10 protein-coding genes are annotated in these 14547 nt (G+C 61.1%); all 10 read left to right on the top strand.

Annotated elements, in window-relative coordinates; genetic code table 11:
- The first annotated feature begins 152 nt into the window (after positions 1–152).
- The 10 genes from PLJ71_17085 to PLJ71_17040 all read left to right on the top strand — a co-directional run bounded on the left by PLJ71_17085 (position 153) and on the right by PLJ71_17040 (position 14408).
- Positions 153–599, top strand: coding sequence for a hydrogenase iron-sulfur subunit (locus PLJ71_17085; protein HQM50406.1), 447 nt, complete (start codon positions 153–155; stop codon positions 597–599).
- An 80-nt stretch (positions 600–679) separates the two neighbouring features.
- Positions 680–1591 carry a methylenetetrahydrofolate reductase gene (locus PLJ71_17080; GenBank protein HQM50405.1) on the top strand — a complete coding sequence of 304 codons (912 nt, stop codon included), beginning with the start codon at positions 680–682 and terminating at the stop codon, positions 1589–1591.
- A 2-nt stretch (positions 1592–1593) separates the two neighbouring features.
- Complete coding sequence (locus tag PLJ71_17075) at positions 1594–2979, top strand: glutamate synthase-related protein (protein ID HQM50404.1); 1386 nt, start codon at positions 1594–1596, stop codon at positions 2977–2979.
- A 6-nt stretch (positions 2980–2985) separates the two neighbouring features.
- A complete protein-coding gene (locus PLJ71_17070; protein ID HQM50403.1) occupies positions 2986–4539 on the top strand; it encodes a glutamate synthase-related protein in 1554 nt (517 codons plus the stop codon).
- Positions 4540–4541: 2 nt separating this feature from the next.
- A complete protein-coding gene (locus tag PLJ71_17065; GenBank protein ID HQM50402.1) occupies positions 4542–7199 on the top strand; it encodes a glutamate synthase in 2658 nt (885 codons plus the stop codon).
- A 5-nt stretch (positions 7200–7204) separates the two neighbouring features.
- A complete protein-coding gene (locus PLJ71_17060) occupies positions 7205–7765 on the top strand; it encodes a 4Fe-4S dicluster domain-containing protein (GenBank protein HQM50401.1) in 561 nt (186 codons plus the stop codon).
- The gene (locus PLJ71_17055; GenBank protein ID HQM50400.1) at positions 7762–8673 is read left to right on the top strand and encodes a CoB--CoM heterodisulfide reductase iron-sulfur subunit B family protein; all 912 of its coding nucleotides are present in this window, start codon (positions 7762–7764) and stop codon (positions 8671–8673) included. The genes PLJ71_17060 and PLJ71_17055 overlap by 4 nt, the downstream gene beginning before the upstream one ends.
- Positions 8670–13214, top strand: a complete 4545-nt coding sequence (locus PLJ71_17050) for an NAD(P)-binding protein (protein ID HQM50399.1) — start codon at positions 8670–8672, stop codon at positions 13212–13214. The genes PLJ71_17055 and PLJ71_17050 overlap by 4 nt, the downstream gene beginning before the upstream one ends.
- 1 nt (position 13215) lies before the next feature.
- Positions 13216–13701 carry a hydrogenase iron-sulfur subunit gene (locus PLJ71_17045; GenBank protein ID HQM50398.1) on the top strand — a complete coding sequence of 162 codons (486 nt, stop codon included), beginning with the start codon at positions 13216–13218 and terminating at the stop codon, positions 13699–13701.
- Positions 13698–14408, top strand: coding sequence for a methylenetetrahydrofolate reductase C-terminal domain-containing protein (locus tag PLJ71_17040; protein ID HQM50397.1), 711 nt, complete (start codon positions 13698–13700; stop codon positions 14406–14408). The genes PLJ71_17045 and PLJ71_17040 overlap by 4 nt, the downstream gene beginning before the upstream one ends.
- Positions 14409–14547: the final 139 nt, after the last annotated feature.

Genomic DNA, 14547 nt, shown 5'->3' with positions numbered 1-14547 from the left:
GGTTTTGACAGGAGCTTCGGAATATGCCTATAATCCAGCCACTTAGCGGCGATGAGTCCAAGTTGTCTCTTCCGCAGGACGCTAGCAAAATCCCGGCGTTGAAGTTGTCAGATTGAAGTGTATGTTCTTGTAGGACAGGGCACAAAAGCGCGATGACTGAGGCCAGCACGTCAGAGATCCTGGTGTTCATCTGCCATCGGTGTATTCCCACGGGCACATCCGTGCCGCGTCAGTGGACGCAAGATGGTGTTCACGTTCGAGTCATTGAACTCCCCTGCAGCGGCAAGGTTGACGCGCAATACCTGTTCCATGCCCTCGAGGGGGGCGCGCAAGGTCTCCTGGTGGTGACGTGTCCCCGGGGAGATTGCCGCCTTGCCCAAGGCAACTACCGCGCGGAGATACGGATGCTAACCGTCCAACGGCTGCTGGAGGAAATCGGCCTCGAGCCGCAAAGGGCCGCGCTTCTCCAGTGTGGACCGCAAGATAACCTCGAAAACCTCATCCAAGGTGCGGTAAAGGATTTGTGTGCGCTGCGGGAGAGTCCGCTTTGCACGGCGCGGCAACCCGTTTCAGAGGCCACGACAGATACGGCAACGTGACGATCAGGGGCGGGCCGTTGACCCCTGGTGAAAGATGCAACTTATTTGGAAAGAGGGTTCTAAGGTAGAAGGTGATGATTGTGAGCGAAACCAGGTTCCAGGAGAAGATCCTGTCAGGCGAGCCGCTACTTGTCGTCGAGATCGTTCCGCCAAGGAGCGGTGACCCCGCCCCCGTGCGCGCTGCCGCGAAGCGGTTTGCAGGAAAAGTGCACGCCGTCGGCGTGAGCGATAACCGGCATGGCGTGTGTATGTCGGCGCTGGCTGCATCAGCAGTCCTGGCTGCTGAAGGCGCCGAGCCCATCATGCACCTCGTCACGCGCGACCGCAACCGCCTGGCGCTTATCGCCAGTTGCCTTGGGGCGCAAGCCATGGGGGTTCGCAACATCCTGTGCACCAGCGGCACCCACCAGACCTTGGGCATTTGTCCCTCAGCCAAGAACGTGTTCGACATAGATTCCGTTCAGTTGATTGCGGCTTTGACGAACCTGGGGACGGATGCCTCCGTGGTGAGCAAGACGCGCATCGAGAACGCGGGGCCGTTCTGCGTTGGCGGCGTGGCGTCCCCTTTTGCCGACCCTCAGGAAATGCAGCTCATCAAGGCATCGAAGAAAGTGCTGGCGGGCGCGCAGTTTCTTATCACGCAGCCCGTGTTTGACGTGCCGCGTTTTTGCGCGTGGTGGGAAGCCGCCTCGCAGCGCGGACTTCCGCAGAAGACCGCAATCCTGGCCGGAATCCATCCCCTGCTCGACGCCGAAAAGGCCAAAGCATTTGCATCGGGCAGGCCCTTACCGATGGTGCCGCAGGCCCAGCTTGACCGTTTAGCCGCCGCGGGAGGAAAAGAAGCGCAGCGTGCCGCCGGCATCGAGCTCGCGGTCGAAACCATCAAGCAAATCAGCGCATCGAAGGGCATCCGAGGTTTTCAAATATGCGCGGAGGACGACGAAGAAGCCGTCCTCGAGATCATTCAACGCTCCGGGCTGGAGGCCCGCTAGCCGTGCCCGCCAAGTACCATATCCATACGCACCCCGCTCCGCCCCGCCAGCGGCCCCCTGGAAAACTGGGCGTGGTCGATTGGCGTGAGGATTGTTCCGGCTGTCACAACTGCGTCAAGCGCGCCTGCGTGTACGGGTTCTACCGAGATGAAGCCGATGCCCTCCGCCAGGAAATCGGCTATCTTGACTACATTTATCAGTGCAAAGGCTGCCTGCTCTGCGTTCAGAACTGCACCAAAGGCATTCTCACACGTGTCGTCAACCCTGAATATGAGCGGCTCGGCGATGCCTACTACACGCCCGACATCATCATGTCCAACTGGTACCAGGCCGAGACCGGCAATATCCCCGTGTCTGGTTCCGGTTACGGCGGCCCCTTTTCGGGCCCGGATTTCGACTCGATGTGGACGGATATGTCGGAGATCGTCCGCCCTACGCGGGACGGAATCCACGGACGCGAATACATCAGCACCAGCGTCGACATTGGGCGCGCGCTGCCCTGCCTTTCTTTTGACAATGAGCGTCTGACCGTTACGCCCCCAGCCTTGATGGAAATACCCATTCCCATCATTTTCGAGACTATCCCCGCCCGCTTCCAGAGGGGCGCAGTCCTCCGCTCTGTTGCCAAGGCGGCCTCCGCTCTGGGCACGCTTTTTGCCGTCGACGCCGATGTCTTACCGGAAGGTATCTCGCTGGATGGGGGCCATGTCATTCCACTGTACGACGGGCAAAACGTCGGCCGCACGAACGCCCCGATCATTATGGCCCCGTACAGCGAGGGCGTCATGGCCGTTCAAACCCGCCTCAAAACGGAGAATCCAGGCCGTCTGCTGGCCATACGCCTCGAAGCGACGCCCGGCGCCGCGCGTCAGGTTTGCGAGTTAACGCGCGAAGGGGCGGAAGTGGTTCACCTGGTGTTTGATCCCCGCGGCCGCGAACTCGCCGGGCCGGGTGCGCGCCATATGCGCGACGTCCTTCGCGAAATCCACCGCGCCCTGGTGAAGGAAGGCATACGCGACATGGTCACCCTGATCGCGTCCGGCGGGATCGCCCAGGCGGAACACGTCGCCAAGGCTATTATCTGCGGCGCGGATCTCGTGGCTATCGACCTCCCGTTGATGATCGCGCTTGAATGCCGCCTGTGCGGCGAATGCGCGCGCGGGGAAGTCTGCCCGGCGCACCTGGGGGACTTTGATGAGGCCTACGGCACCCAACGCATCGTGAACATGATAGGCGCCTGGACCAACCAGTTGCTTGAGATGCTCGGCGCGATGGGCATCCGCGAAGTGAGGCGGTTGCGCGGAGAAACGGGACGCTGCATGTTCTTCGAGGACCTGGAAGCCGCGACCTTTGGCCGCCTGTTCGGCAAACGCAAGAAGGGAGTGTAGGAGGCGATGAGCACGATTGCGCCCAGCCACCCGGAATCGGCGGACATGTTCGCGACTCATCCTCAGTACGCAGAAGTCCGGCGCGACGTGCATCCCGCGCCGCCGCGCTACCGCAACGAGCTGGGCAAGTTCCGCGTGTATCGTGATTCCAGTTGTACCGCCTGCGGCACCTGCGTGACCCTGTGTCCGCACGGCGTACACAAGCGCCCCGCTGGTTATCGGCAGCCCATCCGCCCCTTCGATTACCGGTGTATCGGGCCGGATTGTGAGAAGACGGACCACTTCTGCATCTCGGCGTGCCCGTCGGGCGCTCTGTCCCTATCCACCAATCCCGCCTTTGAAACATTGGGCGATTACCGATGGACGCCTGACCTGCTCGCCAGCACTTGGGCAATGGCCGAGACCGGTCAGTGCCCTCCGTCGCATCTCGAATCCGAAGTGGGCGCGTCCGGCGGCGGATTTGACAAGCTCCGTTTCCGGTTCCCTGAAGCGCCACCCAGGGACTTGCGGAAAGAAGACATTTCGACCGAGCTTCTCTTGAACCGGCGAAAAGACAGCCGGCCCAAGGTCAAGATTGACGTGCCCTGGTACGGCGGCGGCATGTCGTTCGGCTCGACCAACATCCGGGCGTTGCTCGCAAAGGCGCGCGTGGCCAAGGCGTGGAACTCCTTCAGTTGTACCGGCGAGGGAGGATATCCCGAGCGCATGATCCCATACGCCGACCACATGATTACGCAGGTGGCAACCGGCCTGTTCGGGGTCCGCGAGGAAACCATCAAACGCGCGCGCATCGTCGAGTTCAAATATGCCCAGGGCGCCAAGCCCGGTTTGGGAGGCCATCTCCTCGGCGACAAGAATACGCCCGAGGTGGCCGCCATGCGCGAAGCCGTCGTCGGCACGTCGCTGTTTTCGCCCTTCCCGTTCCACAGCGTCTACTCCATCGAAGACCACAAGAAGCATCTCGACTGGATAGCCCACGTCAACCCGCGTGCGCTGCTTTCCGCCAAGGTCTCCTCCCCGGGTGATGTGGACATGGTCGCCGTTGGCGTGTATTGCGCGGGGGCCCATATCGTGCATATTGACGGCAGCTATGGCGGTACGGGCGCGGCCCCGAACATCGCCAAGAAGAACATCGCGATGCCCATTGAATACGCGATCAACACCTGCCACCAGTTTCTCGAACAGGAAGGCGCCCGCGACGAAATCACGCTCATTGTGAGCGGCGGCGTACGAACCCCAGCCGATGTTGCCAAGGCCATCGCACTGGGCGCTGACGGCGTGGTTATCGGGACCGCCGAGCTCGTGGCCCTCGAATGTATCCGTTGCGGCTGTTGCGAAAGCGGGCGCGGATGTCCGCGCGGCATCTGCACGACGGATCACGAGCTTCTCGAAATGGTCACCATCGAATGGTGCACGCAGCGGCTTGTCAACATGTATTCCGCATGGCGTGACATGCTGGTCGACATTCTCTATCGTCTGGGCCTGGATTCGGTCGCCGCGCTGCGCGGGCGTACCGATCTCCTGACCCACCTGGACTATGAAGAGGCAGACCAAGGATAACGATGGACACGATTGACACCCACAGGGCGTTCATTGAAAGGGCCGAGGCAATAGTGCGCGCGCGCGCCCATCTTCGCCCCGCCGGCGACCTGTTCCCCAAGCCGCCGGAGGCCGAGGGCGGATGCGGCGTAACGGGCTTTGCCTGCACGATTCCCGTGCGCGGCAAACACATCTACGAGCCCTCCATCCAGATGCGCAACCGGGGTAACGGCAAGGGCGGCGGCATTGCCGCCTGCGGCCTTGTTCCGGGAGATATGGGCGTTTCACGCCAAGTCCTCGATGAAGCGTACATTCTCCAGGTTGCGTTGCTCGATCCAGCCGCGCGTGAGTCTATCGAGAAGAAATATATCGAGCCTCACTTTGACGTGTTCCAGGGCGGCCTGATCCCTACCGTCGGCGATTATCGCGATGTGCCGTTGCTTGAAGTCCGCCCGCCGGATGTCGCCCGCTATTTTGTCCGGGCCAAGAAGAACGTGCTCGAACGGTTTGCACAGGAAAACGGTCTCGCGAAACTGACCGAAGACGAAATCGAAGACGAATTTGTTTTCCAGAATTCCTCGAAGCTTAACGATGAGTTCTATGCCTCGCTGGGGGAAAAGCGCGCGTTCGTAATGTCGCATGCGCGCAACCTTATCATCATCAAGATCGTCGGGTACGCGGAAGCCTCGGTCCAGTATTACAAGATGGAAGACATGCGCGCACACGTATGGATTGCGCATCAGCGCTATCCGACCCGGGGCCGGGTATGGCACCCCGGCGGCGCCCACCCATTCATCGGCATGCACGAGGCCCTCGTGCACAACGGGGATTTCGCCAACTACCATTCGGTGTGCGAGTATCTTGCGCAGCGCAACCTTTTCCCGCGCTTTCTCACCGACACCGAGGTGTCAGTGATGCTATTCGACCTGATGCACCGTGTTTACAAGTACCCGGTGGAATACATTATTGAGGCGCTCGCGCCGACCACGGAACTCGACTTTGACCGGCTTCCCAAAGCCCGGCAGCAGGTCTACCGCCAGATCCAGGCAGCCCACATCCACGGTTCGCCCGATGGACCCTGGTTCTTCATCATCGCGCGCACACTTCACGGAAAGAAGGGATTTCAGCTGCTCGGCATCACCGACACGGCGATGCTGCGGCCCCAGGTGTTCGCGCTTCAAGAAGGCAAAGACGTCTCCATCGGCTTGATTTGTTCCGAGAAACAGGCTATCGACGCGACCCTCGCCGGCCTGAATAGTGAAGATCCCCGTTTCATGCCCGTGGCTGACCAATACTGGAACGCACGCGGTGGAAGTTATGACGACGGTGGAGCCTTTCTATTCAACGTCATGCCCGATGGGGCGTCCGGCAATGGCCGTACCGAAGACTACCACCTGCACGTAACCGACAAGTTTGGGGTGCCCGTATCCACTTGGCCGGGGCAAGTCCACTGCGACCTTTCCGTTCCTCTGGTCCTATCCGCTCCGAACGAGAAAGACGCCGCGGCAATTGAGAAGACCGTCCGAGAAAACGATGCCGACGGTCTTTTCCGCTATCTGCATGCTGCCATCGGCGGCATGGACTTTGACCGGCTTCGCAAGGCGATGGACGAGGTCGTGGCGAAGACCGCGCTCCGCATGCCGCACATCGGCATCGACGTCCTCACCCGCCTGATGGATCTCCGCTACCCAACCGGCACGAAAAAGCGCAGCGCCGTTCTTACGATTCTCCGGCAAGGGCTGGAAGAGGTCTTCTCCCGACAGCCCCTGTTCGATGATGCGCGTGAGAGCGCCTACCGGCGGATCACCTGGGAAACGCGCGGTACCCTTCGCGCTCCGGCAGCCGGGGAACATACCCTTCTTATTGACAGCCGGGGCTTTGAGCCACAGGGCCCCCAATGCGACGCCCGGCTCGCCGTGGACGCATACAACGCGGGCTGGCGCCACATCATCCACTACAACTCTCGCGGGACACGCTTCCACGCGGCCGGCTTCGGCCCGAAGAGCGATGGCCTCCGCGTGGACTGTTATGATAATCCTGGCGACTACCTGGGCTCTGGCATAGATGGACTTGAGGTCTACGTTCACGGCAATGCCCAGGACCAGGTCGGCCAAATCGCCAAACGCGGCAAGATGGTGATTTATGGAGATGCCGGCCAGACCTTCCTGTACGGCGCCAAGGGCGGCGTGATCTATGTCATGGGCAACACGGCAGGGCGCCCTCTCATCAACGCCGTCGGCAAGCCTCGCGTAGTCATAAATGGGACGTCGCTGGACTTTTTGGCGGAATCGTTCATGGCGGGAGATCCCCATGAAGAGGGCGGGTTCGTCATCTTAAACGGCATGCGCTTCGACAAGGACGGCAGACCAGACCCACTTGAGATGCCCTATCCCGGCGGCAACCTCCTTTCCCTTGCATCGGGCGGGGCAATCTATGTCCGTGACCCGCACAGGACCCTGGTCGACGAGCAGTTGAACGGGGGCATGTACGCTGCCCTCACCGAGGATGATTGGCAGTTGATCCTGCCCTATCTGCGCGAGAATGAACAGCTGTTCGGAATCCAGGTCGAGCGAGACCTACTTACCGTTGACGGCGTCATCAGACAGCCCGGGCAGGTCTACCAGAAAGTCGTGCCCGTCAAAAAGGGCAAACAGGCAACTACCGGCGAGGTGGGTGAGTGACTGCCATGCAAAAGATGCTTGAATGGACAGATGCCACGCTGTTGAACGATGTGGAACGCCGAACCGGAACACCCGTAAGCGCGTGCCTCCAATGCCATAAGTGTTCGGTGGGCTGTCCCGTCGGACCCGACATGGACCTGATGTCAAGCCAGATCATGCGCTTGATACACTTGGGCGCCAGGGACGAGATCCTCGAGTCCCAGGCCATCTGGGCCTGTGCGTCATGCGAGGCCTGTACAACGCGCTGCCCCATGGGTATCGATATCGCCGCCGTGATGGACGTGCTCCGCATGATGGCAGTCGAACGCAAGGCCGCCGTCCCCGACAAACGCGGAAAGAGTTTCAACAAAGCTTTCTTGACCAGCGTGCGCTGGCACGGCAGGGTCTTCGAGTTGGGTATGATGACCCTCTACAAACTCGCCAGCCGCGACCTGTTTTCCGACATCGACAAGGTCCCCCGCATGCTGGCAAGACGCAAACTGTCGTTCGTGCCCCACTTTTCCCGGAGCGTCAGGGAAGTGCGAAGGGTTTTCAAACGGTCACACGAGGAGGAAAAGAAGCGGTGAAGGCCGGCACTCTGTCTTACGCATTCTTCCCGGGATGCAGCCTTGAATCCACGGCCTGGGACTTCGACAAGTCCACCCGGGCACTGTGCCAAGCCGTGGGCATCAGCTTGACAGACATCCCTGACTGGGTGTGTTGCGGCTCGACGCCGGCCCATTCAAGCAACGCATCGCTTGCGGTAGCGTTGCCCATGCTAAACCTTCAGAAAGCCCAGGCTGCCGGCTTCTCGCAAGTATTGACGGCGTGCGCCGCGTGCTATGCGCGGCTGCGGACGGCCAATTACAGGGTGAACCAGGACCCGGCCGAAAAAGCTCGCGCCGAGCGAATTACCGAACGGCCTTATGACGGGGCGGTGCGTGTCCGCCACATTCTCGATGTCCTTGTCAACGATTTTGGCGTTCGTCAGTTGCGCAAACGGATCAGGGCGCCATTCCAGGGCTTGCGCGTTGCTTCCTACTACGGTTGTCTTCTGTCCCGTCCACCCGAAGTGGTGGCGTTTGATGACCCCGAACACCCTACCTGCATGGACGAATTGGTCAAGGCGGCGGGCGCGGAGGTCGTCGATTGGCCGTTCAAGACCGAATGTTGCGGTGCGAGCCTGTCAGTCAGCAAGACCGGCATCGTGAGCCGCCTTGGCCGCCAGATACTGTCCATGGCTCATCGCGCGGGCGCGGAATGCATTGTGGTGGCCTGTCCCATGTGTCATCTGAACCTCGATTTCCGTCAGCCGGAGGCCAGGCAGGGTGAACCGGGGCTTCCCGATATTCCCGTTGTTTACATCACACAGTTTCTGGGGCTGGCCCTGGGGCTTTCTCCAAACGCCCTCGGGCTTGAGGCCCTGACGAGCAGCGCGGCCCCCTTGTACTCCAAGAGCGCCGCCGTGACTGGCATGGCCGGCGGAAGGGCATGAAAATGGAAGCTTCTTCTTTCCCCACTACGGAAACCGGAAGACAAAAGCCCACCGGCGCCGTACTTGTTTGCGGGGCGGGCGTTGCCGGCATTCAAGCGTCTCTGGACCTTTCGGCTGCGGGTTTTCACGTCTACCTGGTGGAGAACCAGGCCGCCGTGGGCGGCGGCATGGCGCGCCTGGACAAAACGTTCCCGACCGGCGATTGCGCCACGTGCATCATCTCCCCCAAGTTGGTCGAATGCATGCGCGATCCCAACATCGATCTGCTCACCATGAGCGATGTCGTCAAACTGGAAGGCGAACCGGGCCAGTTCAAGGCGACGGTCATCCAGCGGCCTCGTTATGTGGATGTTGACAAGTGCACCATGTGCGGCGACTGCACAGCGGTATGCCCGATCTCCGTCCAAAGCCAGTTTGATGCCCAGATCGGCACGCGTAAGGCCATTGACCGTGTGTATGCTCAAGCCGCGCCTAACGCCTACGTCATTCTCAAACGCGGCCGCGCGATGTGCAGCTCGGGTTGCCCCATTGATTCAAGCGTTCAGGCCTACGTCGCGCTGATCGCGGCGGGCAGGTTCGAGGAGGCGGCCGCTGTGATAAGCCGCGAGAACCCCCTGCCGTCGATTTGTGGCCGTGTGTGTTTTCACCCGTGCGAACTGAAATGCAACCGCGGCGCTGTTGATGAGCCCATCAATATCAGGGGCCTCAAACGCTTCGCCATGGACTTGTATCCCGAATTCACGCCACCAGCGGGCATTCAGTCTTCCGGAAAATCGGTTGCCATCGTGGGTTCGGGACCGGCCGGCCTGTCCGCTGCCCATTTCCTGGCGCTGGCGGGGCACAAAGTGACGGTGTTCGAATCCCTCCCCGTGCTGGGCGGTATGCTGTCTGTGGGCATTCCCGACTACCGTCTGCCGCCGGAAATCCTGGAAAGGGACCTTTCAGGCATGCGCAAAATGGGCGTCGAGTTCAAGCCTGATACCTCCGTTGGCGAAGATATTTCAAGCGGCGACATTACCAAAATGTACGATGCCGTCTTCATCGCCACCGGCGCCCACGAAAGCAGGAAACTCGATATCCCGGGCGAAGACTCTCGTGGCGTCATTCACGGCGTTGACTTTCTGCGCAAATACGCGCTCGGCCAAGAGACCGGCCTCGGCAGGAACGTTGTCATCGTAGGCGGCGGCAACACCGCTATCGACGCCGCTCGTACTGCCGTGCGCCTGGGCGCGCGCAAAGTCACCATCCTGTACCGCCGCACTCGCGAAGAGATGCCGGCCGACCACGCCGAAATCGAAGCCGCTTTGCAGGAAAAGATTGATATCCGGTACCTGGCCGCGCCCACCAGGGTCAGTGTTGAGGACGGCGCGGCAAAAGCCATCGAATGCATCCGCATGGAGTTGGGGGAGCCCGACGACAGCGGCCGGCGCCGTCCCGTGCCCATCAACGGCTCGGAATTCACGCTCGAGACCGACACGCTCATCCCCGCGGTAAGCCAGTCGGTGCCGCGTAAGCTCATCGAACTCTTCGGTCTCGAGACGAGCCGATGGGGCACTATCGTGGCCGATGAATTAACGATGGCGACCCCTCGCAAAGGAATCTTCGCTGGAGGCGACGTTGTGGCGGGCCCCTCGAGTGTAATCGATGCTATCGCCCACGGGAAGCGCGCGGCCAAGGCAATCGGCAATTACCTCAACGGCCAGCCGTTGGCTGATGGCCTCGAAATGCGGCCCGAATCCTGCAATCCCCTGTCCGAGGCGGACATCAAGACGCTCAAGAAGAGGCTGGGCGAGGCCGGCCGCGTCCCCCAAGCGGAACTGCCCGCCGCACAACGCGCAGGAAGCTTCCAGGAGGTCGAGAGCACGTATACGCCGGAGGAGGCGCAACGCGAAGCCCAACGATGCCTCAATTGCGGCATGTGCTGCGAATGCATGCGATGCGTCGAGGCGTGCAAGGCGGGCGCCATTCTCCACGAGCAGACGCCGTCAACCCTCGAACTGGAAGTCGGCGCGGTGGTTTTGACTCCCGGTTTCGACGCCTTTGACGGCTCGAAGCGCGGCGAGTTCGGGTTTGGTCACGCCAGCAATGTCGTTACGAACGTGCAGTTCGAGCGCATTCTGTCGGCCTCGGGTCCGACACAAGGCCATATCCAGCGGCCGTCCGACGGCGCAGCCCCCAAGCGCCTGGCTTTCATACAGTGCGTCGGCTCTCGCGACTCGGGCTGCCGCAACGATTACTGCTCGTCCGTGTGCTGTATGGCCGCGACCAAAGAAGCCATTCTCGCCAAAGAACACGACCCGGATCTCGACGTCACGATATTCTTCCTGGATATGCGAGCCTTCGGGAAAGATTTTGACCGCTACTATGAGCGCGCGAAGAATGACCTCGGCATCCGGTACGTGCGTTCGTTTATCTCGCGAACTATCGAGATGCCGGACACCAGGAACCTTGTGCTCCGTTATTTCGGCCCCGGCCTCAAGCAGGTCGAAGAAGAATTCGACATGGTTGTGCTGTCGCTGGGACTGGAGCCCAGTCAAGCGTTGCTCAACCAGGCGGAACACATCGGCGTCGCCCTGAATAAATGGGGATTCGCGCAAACCTCCGAACTGCGCCCTCTGGACACGTCGCGAGCCGGCGTATTTGTCGGCGGAACTTTCCAGGAGCCGAAGGACATTCCCGATACCGTCATGCAGGCCAGCGGCGCTGCCTCTCGCGCGATGGCCCTTCTTGCTGCCGCGCGCGGCTCGCAAGTTCGCACCAAACATTATCCCCCGGAACGCGACATCACGGATGAGCCCCCGAGGGTGGGCGTCTTCGTATGCCATTGCGGCAGCAATATCGCCTCCGTGGTGGACGTCGCCGAGGTCGTCGAGCGGACCCGTCGGTTCCCCAACGTCGTCCATGCCGAACACACCATCTACACCTGCGCGGACGACAGTCAGGCGCGCATGAAGCAGAGCCTTCTCGAGCACCGGATCAATCGAGTAGTGGTGGCGTCCTGCACCCCGCGCACGCACGAACCGGTCTTCCGCGATACCCTGCGCGACGCCGGTCTTAACCCGTATCTGCTCGAAATGGCCAATATCCGCGAACAATGTTCATGGGTACATGCCAACGACCCCGAGACCGCGACAAACAAAGCCTGCGACCTTGTGCGCATGATTGTCGCCCGCGCGAGCGAATCAGTTCCGCTCAAGGAAGTAACCGTTCCCGTCAGCAAGGGCGCCCTCATCATAGGCGGCGGCGTCGCGGGCATGACAGCCGCATTGGCCCTCGCCGGCCAGGGTTTCGCGGCCCACGTAGTTGAGAAGGCCGACGTCCTCGGCGGTACCGCACGGCGTCTGCACCACACGCTCGACGGCGAGAACATCCAGGATTTTCTTGACGACACCATCGCGAAAGTGATGTCTAACAAGCTCATACAGGTTCATCTGAATGCCCGGGTGTCAAAAGTCGATGGCCATATCGGGGCCTTCGAGACCACGATCGTCTCCAACGGCAACTGCAGAGAAATCCGGCACGGGGTGGTGGTCGTGGCTACGGGGGCCGAAGAGCACAAACCCGAATCGTTCGGTTACGGCAAGAGCGACAAGGTGCTCACGCAGCTTGAACTCTCCGAGCGTTTGAACCAGAGCTCGCTGCGTCTTCCCGCGAAGGCCACCGTCGTGATGATCCAGTGCGTCGAGCAGCGCAACGAAGAGCGCCCCTACTGCAGCCGCGTATGCTGTACGACCGCTGTCAAGAACGCGCTCGAATTGAAGCGGCTGTATCCCGATGCCCGAATCATGGTTCTGTACCGCGACATGCGCACGTACGGGTTCCGTGAAGCCGCCTATCGTGAAGCCCGCGAAAAGGGCGTTTTGTTTGTGCGGTACGATGCCGAACAGCCCCCCGAACTCACCCTGAACGGCGCCCTGCGCGTCCGCGTGCAGGAACCGGCTCTTGCGCGAACTATCGAAGTCAGCCCGGACATGCTGGTCCTGGCTGCCCCGATGGTCCCTCAACCCGATCGCGAAGAGGTTTCGGAACTTCTGCGGGTCCCGCTCAACGCCGATGGGTTCTTCCTCGAAGCCCACGTGAAACTGCGTCCGGTGGATTTCGCCAGCGAAGGCATCTTTCTCTGCGGAACGGCCCACGCCCCGAAGAGCATCGGAGAGACCATCTCGCAGGCCAATGCCGTCGCCGGCCGCGCCGCCTCGATTCTTTCCCGAAAAGTTATGCCGGTCAGCGGCCAGGTAGCGTGGGTCGACCCCGACAAGTGCATCTCGTGCATGACGTGCGTGCACGTCTGCCCTTATCACGCGCCGGAGGTGGGACCGAACAACAAAGCCGAGATCCAGGGGGTCGTGTGTATGGGCTGTGGCAGTTGCAGCGCCGAATGCCCGGCCAAGGCTATCCAGTTGAGCCACTATCTCGACTCGCAGATCTTGCGCGCCCTCGATTACCTGCTGCTCGACCGGCCGGCAACCGAATCCTTCAAAACCCAATATCTTGAGCAAGTCGGAGTGGCGCAGCCCCGCTGGCACAAAGGACCCGAGTAATATCATGGAAGACGAACCCATCATAGTAGCTTTTTGCTGCCACTATTGCGCCTACGCCGCCGCGGACCTCGCCGGCACGCTGCGCATCGCGTATCCGGCCAATGTCCGCGTATTGCGGTTGCCGTGCACGGGCAAGATCGAGGTCGACTACCTCCTGGCAGCGTTCGAGCGCGGGGTAGACGGCGTGATCGTCGCGGGCTGCCTCGAAGGCGGTTGCCACTTCCAGGAAGGCAACCTGCGGGCGCGCCGCCGCGTCGAACGCGCCCAGCAGATTCTCGGGGAGATCGGCATTGAGCCCGAACGCCTCGAGATGTTCAACCTGTCCTCGGCGGAAGGAGCGCGTTTCGCCGAAATCGTTACGTTGATGAGCAAACGGATAGCAAAGCTCGGACCCAGCCCCCTGCGCCTGTGCCGGGAACATGTCGAGCGTTCTATCCGCGATATGAACGACGAGGCCCAACGGGCCGTAGCGGGAGAAAAACGGTGATAGTTGCCGATCGCAAGAAAGTGCCGGAAATCCGAGACATGGTAAAGAAGCATGACCGAGTCCTCCTTGTCGGATGTGGTACATGCGTTACCGTATGCCTGGCTGGCGGCGAACGCGAGACCGGCATCCTGGGTTCCGCTCTCCGCATGGCGCTTAAGCTGATCGGGCGCGGTGAAGTCGTTGTCGACGAATGCACCATCGAACGCCAGTGCGAGGATGCCTTCATCGACATTCTTGCATCGCGCGTGGCCGAATACGATGCCATATGCTCACTCGGTTGCGGTGCGGGCGTGCAGGCCTTGGCCGAGCGTTTCCCGAACACGCCCGTCTATCCTGGGCTTAACACGCAGTTCATCGGCATCCTGGAATCCCAGGGCGTCTGGACCGAAAAGTGCGCGGGATGCGGGGCGTGCCGCCTGGGCGAATTCGCCGGAATCTGCCCTTTGACGCGTTGCGCCAAGCGCCTCCTCAATGGTCCCTGCGGCGGTTCGCGAGAGGGCATATGCGAAGTCCGCGAAGACCTCGATTGCGCCTGGCAGCTTATCTATGACCGCGCCAAAGCACTCGGCATACTCGACAGCTTCGAGACCGAAGCGCCCACGCAGGATTGGTCCACCAGCCTCGATGGCGGGCCTCGCAAGGTCATCCGCGAAGACCAGTGCATCGCAGGCGTATGTTCAAAGACCCCGGCCAAGTCTCTTGGTTAGGGGTCCGTATGCGAAGATACATGGGCCGGTGTGTAACCACTCATGCTAAACGGCTCAGCGTTCGGCGTCCAAGGTACTTTCTTCTCGACCCTGATTTCATCCAGGGCAACTGGTTTTGAATGGCGCGGCAAAGACAATT

The organism is Candidatus Hydrogenedentota bacterium, from assembly GCA_035416745.1.
Taxonomy (GTDB): Bacteria; Hydrogenedentota; Hydrogenedentia; order Hydrogenedentales; family SLHB01; genus UBA2224.
This window is presented reverse-complemented; position numbering and strand designations above follow the sequence as displayed.

Excerpts from the sequence above, each read along its gene's own strand:
- PLJ71_17050 (HQM50399.1), top strand. The coding sequence starts at position 8,670 with ATGAAAATGGAAGCTTCTTCTTTCCCCACTACGGAAACCGGAAGACAA.
- PLJ71_17065 (HQM50402.1), top strand. The coding sequence starts at position 4,542 with ATGGACACGATTGACACCCACAGGGCGTTCATTGAAAGGGCCGAGGCA.
- PLJ71_17085 (HQM50406.1), top strand. The coding sequence starts at position 153 with ATGACTGAGGCCAGCACGTCAGAGATCCTGGTGTTCATCTGCCATCGG.
- PLJ71_17070 (HQM50403.1), top strand. The coding sequence starts at position 2,986 with ATGAGCACGATTGCGCCCAGCCACCCGGAATCGGCGGACATGTTCGCG.
- PLJ71_17060 (HQM50401.1), top strand. The coding sequence starts at position 7,205 with ATGCAAAAGATGCTTGAATGGACAGATGCCACGCTGTTGAACGATGTG.